Origin of the sequence: Chryseobacterium candidae (genome assembly GCF_004916905.1) — a bacterium.
GTDB lineage: Bacteria > Bacteroidota > Bacteroidia > Flavobacteriales > Weeksellaceae > Chryseobacterium > Chryseobacterium candidae.
This window is the reverse complement of the sequence record NZ_SDLV01000040.1, coordinates 41,046-53,843: the sequence shown is the minus strand read 5'-3', so window position 1 is coordinate 53,843 and position 12,798 is coordinate 41,046. Positions and strand designations below refer to the sequence as shown.

The following is a 12,798-nucleotide window of genomic DNA, read 5'->3' as shown; positions in this document are numbered from 1 at the left end:
GACACTTTTGAGACTGCCTCTTTTTATTTTGAACCATTAAGAACATCGGTCTTCTTCTTCATATTCTTAACTATTTAAATTTTAATGTAATTTATTATTTCACCGCCGCAATGGCTGCTTCATAGTTCGGTTCCTGAGAAATATCCGGTACCTGTTCTTCATAAATGATCTTGCCTGAAGGATCTATCACCACAACGGCTCTGCTCAGAAGCCCTTTCATTGGAGAATCTACCAGCTCCACACCATAGTTCCAACCAAAATCAGAACGGAAATCTGAAAGCATTACCACATTTTTGATTCCTTCAGCACCGCAGAATCTTTTCTGGGCAAAAGGCAGATCTTTTGAAATACAAAGGACTACAGTATTGGGAAGATTTCCAGCCTCTTCATTGAAATGATGCACAGAAGCTGAACAAACACCAGTGTCTACACTCGGGAAGATATTCAGAATAACATATCTTCCTTTGAAGGAATCCAGCGTCTGATCATTCATATTCACATCTGTAAGGGTAAATTGGGGAGCCGGCTTATTCAGTGCCGGTAATTTGGCATAAGTATGAACTTCTTTCCCGCCCATTAAAACAGTATTGGTTGCTTTAGATTTTTGAGCAAAGCCCACTGCAGAGAAGAATAGCAGTGTGCCGCAAACTAATTTTGAAAACATGAAATTTATTTTTAAGCTAAATTATCCTTTTTTTAGGAGCTAAGATTAATTTTAATTCAAATAGATCGAATCTATGGTCAGATTATTTTTTTCCACACAATTTACTTTTACCTTTATCTTACAAAATATAGTTGTTTCAAAGGTGTGATTCTGAATGAAATAAAATGTAATGAAGAATCTCATATAAAAATCAATAAAGATTCTTCCTTCGTCAGAAATCGAAGATTCGACGTAGTCAATGACAAAAGTCAAATAATTTAAATTTTGAGACAATTTCAAATTTATCACATAAAAAAATAGAAAGATTTATGACTTCAGAAAATATGGCATCATTCCATCACATTTTTAAAGGAGAAAACGAAATTCCGGAAGAATATAAAGTTCCGGTTATCCATCAGAGAACTTATCTTTTGAATGGGGAACTGGTAGAATGGAACGGCGATGTGACGGAAATTTATTCTCCGGTGTGCATCCCCACAGAAAACGGATTGGAAAGAAAGCTTCTGGGAAGTATCCCGAATATTGGTCCGAACGAGGCTATGGAAGTTCTTGAAGCCTGCGTAAAAGCCTATGATAACGGACTTGGCGAATGGCCTGCCATGTCTGTGGAAGGAAGAATCAAATGCATGCAGAAATTTGTCTATCTGATGATCCAACAGAGGGATCTGGTTATCAGACTGCTGATGTGGGAAATTGGCAAAACATTGGCCGATTCTACCAAAGAATTTGACCGTACTGTAGATTATATCAATCAGACCATTGATGCTCTTAAGGATCTGGATCGTGAATCTTCCCGCTTTCAACAGGCTGAGGGAACCATTGCACAGATCAGGAGAGCACCGCTGGGTGTGGTTTTAAGCATGGGACCATTCAATTATCCTCTGAATGAAATTTTTACCACACTGATTCCTGCTCTGATCATGGGAAATACTATTTTGTTTAAACTTCCCAAACATGGTGTCCTGGCTCATTATCCTTTATTAAACGCTTTCAGAGAAGCATTCCCGAAAGGAACTGTGAATACATTATATGGAAAAGGATCAGAAATTATCACTCCGGTTATGGAAAGCGGAAAGGTGAATGTGCTGGCTTTTATAGGATCAAGTAAAGTGGCTAACGGACTGAAAAAACTGCACCCGAAAGTGAACCGTTTAAGAGCTATTCTGAGTCTGGATGCTAAAAATGCAGCCATTGTTACTAAAAATGCAGATCTGGATGTAGCGGTGAGCGAGTGTATTTTAGGAGCGCTTTCTTTCAACGGACAGCGTTGTACAGCATTGAAACTGATATTCGTTCAGAAAGAAGTGGCGCTGGCATTTACAGAGAAATTAAGTACTGCGGTCTCTGCGCTGAAGGCCGGGCTGCCATGGGAAAAAGAGGTGAAGGTAACACCACTTCCGGAAGTCAACAAACCTGCTTATCTGAAAGAATGTATTGATGATGCCTTACAGAAAGGGGCTGCAGTGCTGAATAAAAATGGCGGCTATACAGATGAGTCTTTTGTTTTTCCTGCAGTAGTATATCCTGTAAACAGTGATATGAAGCTGTACCATGAAGAGCAGTTTGGTCCTGTAATTCCTGTTGTTCCGTTCGAAGATATAGAAGAACCTATAGAATATCAGGTGAATGCTTCCCATGGGATGCAGGTAAGTATTTTCAGTGAAGATCCGCATGAGGTAGCGAGACTCATTGATCCGTTTGTAAACCTTGTAAGCCGTGTCAATATCAATTGCCAGGCGCAGAGAGGTCCTGATGTCTTTCCTTTTACCGGAAGAAAAGACAGTGCAGAAGGAACACTTTCCGTATTTGATGCGCTGCGCTCATTCTCTATCCGGTCTCTGGTGGCTGCAAAGCTTACAGATTCCAACAAAGAGTTACTGAACACCATCGTCAGAGAACATGATTCCAACTTTTTAAGCACTGATTATATTTTCTGATTCTGACGGGTATTGTATTTAACATAAAATAAAAGTCCTCAACAAACCAAGGTGTTTGTTGAGGACTTTTTTAACTTAATGCCGGAAAATAGAGTTTTGTGTTATAATAGGATGGTATTCTATAAAATTTCTATCTTTAGAACATTGAGTTGTAAAAAAATATCACATGGATGATTTTAAAAATCAGGTGTATTCTATAGAAGAATTCCTGGAGCTTGTAAAGAATAAACAGGATAGGAAAGCATCCTTTGACCCGGAATATAATTATGCGGTTTACTCTTCTACGGACGAGTTTAAACCTGAAATGAAAGTTTTTATCGGAGATCCTTTGGATATCGGAGGGAATGATCATGAAATCTTACCTGATTTCGTTTTTCATAACAAGCTTCACTATATGTGTTCTGATGAAAATATTCAGGATGTGGTGGATCTTGCTTTCAGACAGCGTGCTGATGTTACCTCTTCGCAGCTTATTAATGCCCTGAACCATTATCTGAAAAAAGATGATTTCTTAGATTTTAAATAATAAAAGAATTACATACTTAAAATAAATAAACCTGATATAAAAAATGTCAGGTTATTTTTATTTCTTTTGTAAAAATCTGTAACAATTTTTTTAAACGAAAACTAACTCTATAGAGTAACAAGCTATGACCTCATTAGAACAAGAGTTTATACGTAAAATTGAACAGCATAAAGGAATTATGTTTAAGATTTCTAAAATGTACATGACTGAAAAGGATGATCGTGATGATCTTTTTCAGGAGATTACCTATCAGCTATGGAAAGCATTTCCCGGCTTCAGAGGTGAAAGTGAATTTTCTACATGGCTATACAGAATTGCTTTGAATACCGCTATTATTTTCCTGAAATCAGAAAAGAGAAGAAGCTTTATTGCCCATGAAGATCTTTCTAATCAAATCATTATCCAGGAAGATTATGATGATCGTAAAGAAGAACGCCTGGCTGAAATGTATCAGGCAATACATCAGCTTAATTCTATTGACAAGGCTTTTATCTTCTATTATCTGGAAGATTTTTCAGGAAAGCAGATTGCAGAACAGATGGGAATTTCTGAAGGCAATGCAAGAGTGAAAATGAACCGGGCAAAAAATAAACTTAAAGAGATCTTAAGCCAAATAAAAACCAACCAACATTAAAATCAGTAATCCCATGAATATCGATGAATTGAAAAATACCTGGAACGAAGATATTGTGGAGGAAACTCCCGAAATAAGTATAGAACAAAGCAATAAACTGAATCTTCCTCTTGAAAAGATACGCAAAAATATGCGTGTGGAATTCTGGTGGATGATAGGAATCTTTGTCTTTGCTTTTCTGGTGTGCTCAGTATGCAGACCATTTAAACTTCAACTGTACATCACGGTATTGATTGCCTCCATGCTTATTGTCACTGTTTTCTTTTTCAGTAAGTTCTTTAAGCTATATAATGAAATCAGTAATCCTGCACCTAAGACTTATGATTCTTTGAAAGATCTCGTGATGCAGCTCAATCTTAATAAACAATATTATCTTTCCTATTACATCAGTTTTGCCCCGTTTCTTGTGTGTGAGATCCTTATTGTCCTGGAGTTTATTCCGTGGCCAAAGCCTTTGAGTGAATTGAAGATTGCAGTGATCTTAATTAGTACAGTAACCGCAGGATTATTTTTGCTTTATTTTGTTGGAAGGTTCTGGTATCAACGCTATTATGGAAGGTATATCCAATATATTGAAGATCTTTTGGAAGAATTAAAAAGATAAAAAGAGTTCGGCGGGCTGAAAGCCCGCCGAACCCATATTCATTACTGTCCTTTATTTTCTTTTTCTTTGGCAATTTCGTTCTTTATCCAATCCAGCTGTGGATCTTTTTGATCAATAATATCCTGCATGTTTTCAGTAACGGTCACATCCGGAACAACCCCTTTCCGTGAGTCTGAAAAATTGATATTAGGCTGAACCAGAAGCAGACCTATGGGAAATCTTATTTCAGAATTGGGAAGCTTCTGATAGGAATAAAAACCGGCAACAGTTCCGTCATTGGCGCCTCCTGTTTCTTCTCCCACCAGTGTTGCTCTTTTATCATTTTTAAGTTTGGCTGTAATAATAGAAGATGCAGAAAAGCTTCCTCCGTTGATGAGTACAAAAACTTTTCCGTGAAAGGCTTCCTTTTTAGGTTTTGTAGGTTTGTCAGCCTTCATTTTGTAGAATACCTTTCCATCCTTTTTATAAGTACTGAAAGTCTGTGCAAAAAAGTAACTCGGATAGGCAATACTTTTAAGAGCATATTCCAAAGGCGTACTTTTTCTGAAATAATTGGTGCGTAAAGGAGCATTTCTGGAAGTTAGCTGAGAGGGTTTTATCAGAGTAAACGGTTCATCAGCTAAATAGGAATACAGGTTATTGATTTCATACAAAGAGCCGCCATAATTATTTCGGACATCTATGATGAGGTAGGGAGATTTTGCATGGTGGATCCTGGCAAAAGTCTTTTTATAAAACTCATCCGAATAATCCCTTGAAAAGCTTTTCACCTTAATATAAGCAATAGTGCTGTCTTTGTCCAGAAACTTGAAGCTTCTGTTATAAGAATTACTCGAAGCTACATAATCGTTCAGCTTCTTTTCGGGAGTCTTTTTCTGCATTTCCTTATCCTTTTCAAGGTCTGAATCAGATTTTGCTTCTCTGGTTAAGGTATACGTTCTTTTTTCACCATTATAAAGGGTTTCAAGAGTGGCTTTGCTGCCAAAACCATTTTCCGCAGTATAAAAATTAAAGAACAGATCTTTTAAAAAGTACGGATGGAAAGTGGTATTATCACCATCACTGCTGATCAGGCTTCTGTACTTCCTGATGTAATCAGATATAGGAACATTATCGATTGATAGAATTTCAGTTCCAGGTTTTATGTGTTCGATAGAATCTTTGTTTTGAATGATATACATGCGGTCTCCAGATATATAATATTCAAAACGGCTGAACATTCCTTTTTGGTGTTCAAGCCTTTTAATTTCCTCTTTTGTAAATTTCTTTCTGGGAATTCTCAAGGAAAGATGTCCTTCACGAATTCCGGCAATGACAGGCTGAAGTTTAAAATAAAACTGAAGAGGAGTAAGAGGCTCGTTGATGGTCTGCTTAAGACTGTCAAATTTACGCTCCAGTTCCTTCCTGGAAATATACCAGTATAACTGAGGGTGCATTTGCTGTAATTTTGAATACGCAAAGTCCACATCCTCTTTAAGTTGCTCCGGTGGAATACATGAGGCCCGCTGTTCGTTGTGTTTTTGTACAGAAGCACAAGACGAAAAAATAGCGAGAAGAAATATTACCGAATAATTTTTCAATGTATCTGAGTTTTTTAGGGTGCTAAAATAGAAAGTTTAAAATTAATCCTGACCTAAACACCTGATAAATTTTTAAAAATACATGGTAAATTTAGTTAAAAAATAGAGTGAAATGGAATAAATTTTCATTTAAAAACAAAAGTCAATACATTTGATATTATTTTGTACAGATGATTTACTGGATTATTACCTGTGTGGTTGTTTTGACGATTACCTTTTTTATCGTGATCAATATGAAAGCGTTTGGCGGAGTTCCAAAAGGGAAGAGACTGAAACGCATAAAGCAGTCGAAACTCTATAAAAAGAGACAGTTCCGGAATATCAGCCATACTCCTTCCATTACAGAAGGCTACAAAATGTGGAAAGTAACCTATGATTTCTTCTTAGGAAAGAAAGATCCGCTGTTGAAACCTCTGAAAGCAATTCCATCCCTTCATACCAATCTGAAAAATATTGATAAAAATGAAGATGTATTCATCTGGCTGGGGCATTCCTCTTATTATCTGCAGACAGATGGAGTTTCGTTTTTAATAGATCCTGTCCTGAGTCTGTATGGTTCACCCTTTAAATACTTTAATAAGGCTTTCAAAGGCTCAGATATTTTTAAACCTGAAGACATTCCCGGCATAGACTATCTGGTTATCACACACGATCATTTTGATCACCTGGATTATCCCACCGTAAAATCTATTGAGGAAAGGACGAAAACGGCCATTATCCCTTTGGGAGTAGGAGCACACCTTGAAAGATGGGGATATGCTGAAAACAAGCTTATTGAAGAAGAATGGGGAACAGAAGTTATTCTAAAGAATGATATAAAAATTGTTTTTACTCCTGCCAGACATTTTTCCGGCAGAAGAGTAAAGCAGAATGATACGCTTTGGAGCTCATATGTTTTGATAACGCCTACGAGGAAAATTTTCTTAGGAGGAGACAGTGGCTATGATTCCCATTTTAAAACAATCGGTGAGCATTATGGACCTTTCGATTATGTTGTTCTTGAAAACGGACAGTATGGAGAAGCATGGAGGTATATTCACAAATTACCGGAAGATGTAATTCAGGCTGCTATTGATCTTAAAACACGGTGTATTATTCCTGTTCATGCTGCCAAATTTGCATTGGCACTTCACCCATGGAATGAACCCTTACAAAAGATAACGGCTCTTGGAAAAGAAAAACAGCTTAATGTCCTCACTCCCATGATCGGTGAGGTAGTAGATCTGAATCATCCGGGACAGGAATTTAGAACCTGGTGGGAAAACTGATCAGGCATGCCATATTTCTTTATACCTTGCAGGGTGATTTTCAAACTGCTGTCTTACAAAATCACATTCCGGGTCTACAAGCAAATCTTTTTCTTCTGCATAGCGTACCAGCTCGTCCAGTAATAGTTTAGCATATCCTTTTCCTTCACGCTCTTCATCAAGTTTCGTATAAAATACAATAAGCAGCCTTCCGTCAACCTCTATGGACATATAACCTGCCTTTTTCCCATCGATAAGTAACTGCAATTCATCCTGATATTGAGATACCTGAAACTTTATATTTTCCATAACAATGTAAGATTTGGTTGATTAAAACTAATTTGAGAAAATTACTTTAAAAATATTCTCTCCATTAAAATTACGAAATTAAATCATATGAAGTAATATTTTTCAGGAATCTTAACGGATTTTATAACGTAAATGAGGAAAAGATAAAAGATAAAAGATAAAAGATAAAAGATAAAAGATAAAAGATATTGTTGATAAGATTCTATACGCTGAGCTTTAGCCTATCTAACAATAAATTATTCAATAATTTGATAAAGAAAAAGGAAATATTTCAAACATAATAGATCATTTGTAATTTTTATTAACAAATATTAGTATTTATAATTAATAATTGGCACTTTAATTGACTAACCCTTCATGTTTAATTTTAAAGTGGCGTGAAATGAAAAAATTAATATTAACAGCATTATTGGTCGGGACATTTAGTTTGAGCTATGCCCAATCTGATGACTATAATGATTATAGAAGGAGTATCTCGGATATCAACTGGCAAAGAGTAATTACTGATCTTGTGCTTTCAACAGCACAGGCGAATCAGATTTACGTGTTGAATGACAGATATCGTGATTATGATACCTGGAGCAGAGTCTATGTAGTAGAGCCGGGAAGATGGAGGAATGACCGTTATTCAGAGCTGGAAAGAATTTTGGGTAGAGAAAAGTATATCATCTTTAAAAAGAAATATTACAGAGGCCAAAATCCGGTAATCGTCTATGGAAGAAATAAAAACGATTATAAAAAATACCGTAAACAACAGGAAAAATATTACAAAAACCAGGAGAAATACTACAAAAAACAAAATAAACATCATGGTCACGGACATCATGATGATTGGGATTAGCCCTATGATCAACCTAAATGGCTGACATTTTTTGTCAGTCATTTTATTTTTGACAATCCGGTAGTATTGTTATTTAATTTGTTTGATTTTTATAACTTTGATCTATGGAATCACACGAGTCACTCAAAGGTTTTTATGAAAGAAATGCTCCCAATCTGGCATCACAGTGTATTGGTGTCAATACAATGGGGCATTTCAATGTATTTTCACGGGAATACTGTTCTCCACTCACGCCTTACAGTAGAAGAGATTACTATAAAATTTCACTCATCATAGGAAAAGGAAAACTTCATTATGCCGATAAATGGATCAAAGTGGACCGTCCGGCATTATTGTTTTCCAATCCCATTATTCCATATTCCTGGGAGGCGGATGATGAAGATCAGAAAGGCTGGTTCTGCCTGTTTACAGATCAGTTTCTGCACAATGGAACCCGTATGGGAAACCTGCAGGATTCTCCGCTTTTCAAGATTGGAGGAACTCCGGTTTTCTTTATAGATGAAGAGCAGCAGAAAATACTTGCTGAGATCTATACCAAAATGATGACAGAGATTCAGTCGGAGTATATTCATAAATATGATATGCTGAGAGCGTATCTTCATCTGATGATTCATGAAACGATGAAAATGCAGCCGGCAGAAAGTTTTGAACCTTATCAGAATGCTTCACAAAGGGTAGCCTCTTTATTTATGGAATTGTTGGAAAGACAATTTCCAATCGACAGTCCTGAGGCTTTTCTGAAATTAAAAACGCCGAATGATTATGCGCAGAGTCTCTCCATTCATGTGAATTCTTTAAACCGTTCGGTAAAAGAAATTACGGGAAAAACAACCAGCCAGCAGATCACCGCAAGGATTATTCAGGAGGCCAATGCCTTACTGAAACATACAGATTGGAATATTGCCGAGATTGCCTACGGATTAGGTTTTGAAGAACCTGCTTATTTTACCAATTACTTTAAAAAACAAACCGGAATTACTCCGAATGCCTTAAGAATGAATGTTGTTTGATTTTTATAATTCTTAGTTTGAAATCTATATCGGCGTTGGCTTCCGGATGTTCTAATTTTGTCATGTAAAATTAAATCATACCTATCATGAAATTTAAAAAATTAGGAAACACGGAAGAACAGCTATCAGCAATCGGTTTAGGTTGTATGGGAATGAGCTTTGCTTATGGTCCCACACATGAGCAGGAAAGTATCAATACTCTGCATAGAGCATTAGATTTAGGAGTAAACTTTTGGGACACTGCAGATATGTATGCCAATGGAGAAAACGAAAAACTGATCTCTAAAGTGTTAGTACCCAATAGAGATAAAATTTTCATTGCAACTAAATTCGGATTCAGGTTCAAAGATGGTAAAGCTAGCCACAGTGGCGCTCCCGGAACTTATTTTGACGGTTCTCCGGAATGGATAAGACAGGCCGTAGATTTAAGTCTTCAAAGATTAAAGATTGATACCATTGACTTGTATTATGCTCACAGAGTAGATCCAAATGTTCCTGTAGAAGAAACCGTGGGAGCGATGGCAGAACTGGTAAAAGCCGGTAAAGTGAAATATATCGGATTGTCTGAAGCTTCAGCGGAATCTGTCAGAAAAGCTAACAAAATTCATCCTATTGCAGCATTACAGTCAGAATATTCTATCCTTACGAAAGATGTTGAAAAGGAAATTCTACCAACCATCAGAGAGCTTGGGATTTCTTTAGTGCCATATTCACCGTTGGCAAGAGGACTTTTTACCAATATTTACGATGTACATAAACTGGGTGACGATGACTTTAGAAAATCATTACCGCGTTATCAGCAGGAATATCTTGAAAACAATACCAAACTGGCAGATGAGATCAATGAGTTTGCCGCTTCCAAAGGAGTAAAAGGAACTCAGCTGGCATTAGCATGGGTGTTGAATCAGGGAGATGATATTATCCCGATTCCCGGTACAAAGCGAATCAAATACCTGGAAGAAAATATTGCAGCAGTCAATATCGAACTTTCCCAATCCGATCTGGATACCATTGATGCCATTCTGAAAAAATACCCGAACGTAGGAGAAAGGTATACTGAAGGTTCAATGAAACTTGTTAACAACTAGAGCTTCTTAAATAGCAAAAAACAGAGTTCCCGTAATGAAAGGAACTCTGTTTTTTTTTGCTGTGATCATTTGTTTCTGTAAGCCACAAATAAATTCAGTCAACATTAAAAATTATACTTTATATTAAATCCTGTAAAGAAATACGCTTTACTCGGACCGGGATTCACATCGGTATACACCGAAGAATTATTGTACTGGTTATCTGCATCCGTATCGTTGATACTGTTTCCGTAAAATAAGAACGTGTAATTGATCTGATTGGTCAGGTTATTTCCTATAACAAATACATCCAGAAGCCATTGGTTGAAGCTGTGTTTATAGCCTATTTTAGAGTTTAAAAGGCCAAAACTCTTTACTTTATTGGTGTTAGCAAAGTCAGTGTAGACTCCTCCCATAAAATTATAGGTATTTTGCCAGTATAGCCCAAAGTGGGTTTCAAAATCCAATCCGGCAGATAATTTAGCTTTGGGTACGCCTACTACATTTTTGTTATCATAAACATTCACTCCTGCAGGCTGCCCGTCTTCCTTTAAATACGTACTGAAATCGGAATACTTGAAATCATTATAAGTATAATTGACAAAAGGCTGAATTTTGGAAACAAAGGAGCGGGTAGGTTTGTAAGAATATCCTATGCTCATTTCCAATCCTCTGTTTTTTTGATCTCCGGTGTTAGTCCAATAAGTATAAGGTGTCTTTTCTGCATTGGACATTGTGGCTCCTAATTGCGTAAGTTTATCTTTGATGTTGATGCTGAACAGCGAGATCTGATAATCTATGGAAGTGTTTTTGATTAACCCGTGTACACTGAAGTCCCACATTTTTGCTTTCTCCGCAATTAAGTTGTCATTGGTTACATTCAGCCCGGCTATAAAAGCAGTGGCAGAAGTAGGAGCGTTATATCCTTCACTGTAGCTAAGGTTGAATATCTGGTTTTTCCATACTTTCTGAAGTGCAAAATGAGGAGTGGCTACTGCTTTGAATTTTTTATCAAAAGACAGATCTTTTTTATTGATAGTCGGTGCAAATAAACCGGGCAGAGCCAGCAGATCTTTCCTGTTATAACCTATCTGATTGATGCTTACCCCTGCAAGGAACATTAAATCCCATGGTTTATAAGTGAACTTTTCAACCGCAAAATAGTTGTTCTGATGATTCATATTTTTAAAATAAGATCCGTCAGAAAGGGGTCTCAAAATAGGTGGCTCGGTACTCTTTACGCTTTTATACCGGTAATTGGTGATGGTAGACTGTGATTGCTGTATTTCAACACCAAATTCTGTCTGACTGTTGAAATCATACCAGTCTTTATTTAAGTTAAAGACAGAACGTACTCCGTAATTGGAAAAAGAAGAGGTTTCATAAGCTCCAGCAGCAATTCTATCCCCTGTGGTTCCTGTATAAAATACAGTTGTATTATTTTTGAAATCAGGAGTGATTTGCCAGATATGACCCACTCCAACTCTGGAAGTAACGAATTTTGTTTTGGCACCTCTTCTGATGTAGGCAAAGTTTCCGTTGTCGATCCCATTATAATAATCAGCATAGGAAATCTGGCCGGATACCTGTTCCAGGGAATTTCCATGGGTAGCGAGTAAAGTGATCTTTTGTCTGGAGTTCAGTTTAAACTCTCCATTGATGTTGTAAAAGTTTTTGATGCTTTTACCATGAGGACGATATCCGTCGCTTCCGATATGTCCGTAGTTGGCTGTGATGGAATGATTGTCTCCTACACTGGTGACAGAAGTAGCACTTTGAAACAACCCGAAAGAACCTGTGTTGAACTGCTCAGAGATAGAAGTCCCTTTTCTGGTTTCAGGCTGTATATAAAGCCTTATTGCTCCTCCGGAGCCTCCACCATATAATGTGGCTGCCGGACCTTTTATAACTTCTATACGATTAACGAGCCCGAAATCAACATCATCTAAAACAGTAACTCCGTCTGCTCCGGTAAGAGGTATATTGTTGAGGTACATCTTAATCCCCCAATTGTTAAACTTCTGATCGTTCCCATAGCCTCTCACTACAATTCTCTGCCCGCCCAGCTGGGTTCTTTTTTCTACCTGAACACCGGCCATTGTACCCAGGCTTTGTTCCATAAATGCCGGATTATTGCGGTTTATTTCATAATCGGAAATAACCTCTGTAGACTGTGCGTGCCTTTTAAATTCCTCTCGTTCTTTTGCTACTTTTGCTCTTGCATCAATCTCTATTTCATCAATGCTTTTTGCATTTTCCTGTGCGTTAGCAAATCCCATTAATGACAATGAAAGAGCGATAATGTATTTTTTTTTCATTAATTTTTGTTTTTATATTAGAAATAAAGCAAAAAAAGTAAGCATGTGCTTACTTTTCTGC

The 12,798-nt window shown here is 37.0% G+C and carries 12 protein-coding genes; 8 read left to right on the top strand and 4 right to left on the bottom strand.

Annotation, left to right across the window (positions count from 1 at the left end):
• Positions 1-94 precede the first annotated feature (94 nt).
• Complete coding sequence (gene tpx / locus EK417_RS16920) at positions 95-664, bottom strand: thiol peroxidase (RefSeq protein ID WP_083688905.1); 570 nt, start codon at positions 662-664, stop codon at positions 95-97.
• Between the two features lie 308 nt (positions 665-972).
• On the opposite strand from tpx, the gene EK417_RS16915 reads away from it, so the two are divergent.
• The 4 genes from EK417_RS16915 to EK417_RS16900 all read left to right on the top strand — a co-directional run bounded on the left by EK417_RS16915 (position 973) and on the right by EK417_RS16900 (position 4,365).
• The gene (locus tag EK417_RS16915; RefSeq protein WP_136522833.1) at positions 973-2,601 is read left to right on the top strand and encodes an NADP-dependent glyceraldehyde-3-phosphate dehydrogenase; all 1,629 of its coding nucleotides are present in this window, start codon (positions 973-975) and stop codon (positions 2,599-2,601) included.
• Between the two features lie 166 nt (positions 2,602-2,767).
• The gene (locus EK417_RS16910; RefSeq protein WP_136522832.1) at positions 2,768-3,127 is read left to right on the top strand and encodes a DUF7716 domain-containing protein; all 360 of its coding nucleotides are present in this window, start codon (positions 2,768-2,770) and stop codon (positions 3,125-3,127) included.
• 124 nt (positions 3,128-3,251) lie between these two features.
• Complete coding sequence (locus EK417_RS16905; protein WP_136522831.1) at positions 3,252-3,761, top strand: RNA polymerase sigma factor; 510 nt, start codon at positions 3,252-3,254, stop codon at positions 3,759-3,761.
• Between the two features lie 13 nt (positions 3,762-3,774).
• A complete protein-coding gene (locus tag EK417_RS16900; protein WP_076597294.1) occupies positions 3,775-4,365 on the top strand; it encodes a hypothetical protein in 591 nt (196 codons plus the stop codon).
• 41 nt (positions 4,366-4,406) lie between these two features.
• On the opposite strand, the gene EK417_RS16895 is transcribed toward EK417_RS16900, so the two are convergent.
• Positions 4,407-5,945: a S41 family peptidase gene (locus EK417_RS16895; RefSeq protein ID WP_136522830.1), complete on the bottom strand. Its 1,539-nt coding sequence runs from the start codon at positions 5,943-5,945 to the stop codon at positions 4,407-4,409.
• A 170-nt stretch (positions 5,946-6,115) separates the two neighbouring features.
• On the opposite strand from EK417_RS16895, the gene EK417_RS16890 reads away from it, so the two are divergent.
• A complete protein-coding gene (locus EK417_RS16890; RefSeq protein WP_136522829.1) occupies positions 6,116-7,213 on the top strand; it encodes an MBL fold metallo-hydrolase in 1,098 nt (365 codons plus the stop codon).
• On the opposite strand, the gene EK417_RS16885 is transcribed toward EK417_RS16890, so the two are convergent.
• Positions 7,214-7,501 carry a GNAT family N-acetyltransferase gene (locus EK417_RS16885; protein ID WP_047433564.1) on the bottom strand — a complete coding sequence of 96 codons (288 nt, stop codon included), beginning with the start codon at positions 7,499-7,501 and terminating at the stop codon, positions 7,214-7,216.
• A gap of 382 nt (positions 7,502-7,883) precedes the next feature.
• On the opposite strand from EK417_RS16885, the gene EK417_RS16880 reads away from it, so the two are divergent.
• The 3 genes from EK417_RS16880 (at position 7,884) to EK417_RS16870 (ending at position 10,440) form a co-directional block, all read left to right on the top strand.
• Complete coding sequence (locus tag EK417_RS16880; RefSeq protein WP_076597297.1) at positions 7,884-8,342, top strand: hypothetical protein; 459 nt, start codon at positions 7,884-7,886, stop codon at positions 8,340-8,342.
• Between the two features lie 104 nt (positions 8,343-8,446).
• Positions 8,447-9,352: a helix-turn-helix domain-containing protein gene (locus tag EK417_RS16875; RefSeq protein ID WP_136522828.1), complete on the top strand. Its 906-nt coding sequence runs from the start codon at positions 8,447-8,449 to the stop codon at positions 9,350-9,352.
• An 86-nt stretch (positions 9,353-9,438) separates the two neighbouring features.
• Entirely contained in the window at positions 9,439-10,440 is a 1,002-nt protein-coding gene (locus EK417_RS16870) for an aldo/keto reductase (RefSeq protein ID WP_136522827.1), read from the top strand.
• A 104-nt stretch (positions 10,441-10,544) separates the two neighbouring features.
• Here the strand turns inward: EK417_RS16870 and EK417_RS16865 are convergent, their stop codons facing one another.
• Positions 10,545-12,737, bottom strand: a complete 2,193-nt coding sequence (locus tag EK417_RS16865; protein ID WP_136522826.1) for a TonB-dependent receptor — start codon at positions 12,735-12,737, stop codon at positions 10,545-10,547.
• Positions 12,738-12,798 lie beyond the last annotated feature (61 nt).

Excerpts from the sequence above, each read along its gene's own strand:
- tpx (WP_083688905.1), bottom strand. The coding sequence starts at position 664 with ATGTTTTCAAAATTAGTTTGCGGCACACTGCTATTCTTCTCTGCAGTG.
- EK417_RS16915 (WP_136522833.1), top strand. The coding sequence starts at position 973 with ATGACTTCAGAAAATATGGCATCATTCCATCACATTTTTAAAGGAGAA.
- EK417_RS16910 (WP_136522832.1), top strand. The coding sequence starts at position 2,768 with ATGGATGATTTTAAAAATCAGGTGTATTCTATAGAAGAATTCCTGGAG.
- EK417_RS16905 (WP_136522831.1), top strand. The coding sequence starts at position 3,252 with ATGACCTCATTAGAACAAGAGTTTATACGTAAAATTGAACAGCATAAA.
- EK417_RS16900 (WP_076597294.1), top strand. The coding sequence starts at position 3,775 with ATGAATATCGATGAATTGAAAAATACCTGGAACGAAGATATTGTGGAG.
- EK417_RS16890 (WP_136522829.1), top strand. The coding sequence starts at position 6,116 with ATGATTTACTGGATTATTACCTGTGTGGTTGTTTTGACGATTACCTTT.
- EK417_RS16885 (WP_047433564.1), bottom strand. The coding sequence starts at position 7,501 with ATGGAAAATATAAAGTTTCAGGTATCTCAATATCAGGATGAATTGCAG.
- EK417_RS16880 (WP_076597297.1), top strand. The coding sequence starts at position 7,884 with ATGAAAAAATTAATATTAACAGCATTATTGGTCGGGACATTTAGTTTG.
- EK417_RS16875 (WP_136522828.1), top strand. The coding sequence starts at position 8,447 with ATGGAATCACACGAGTCACTCAAAGGTTTTTATGAAAGAAATGCTCCC.
- EK417_RS16870 (WP_136522827.1), top strand. The coding sequence starts at position 9,439 with ATGAAATTTAAAAAATTAGGAAACACGGAAGAACAGCTATCAGCAATC.
- EK417_RS16865 (WP_136522826.1), bottom strand. The coding sequence starts at position 12,737 with ATGAAAAAAAAATACATTATCGCTCTTTCATTGTCATTAATGGGATTT.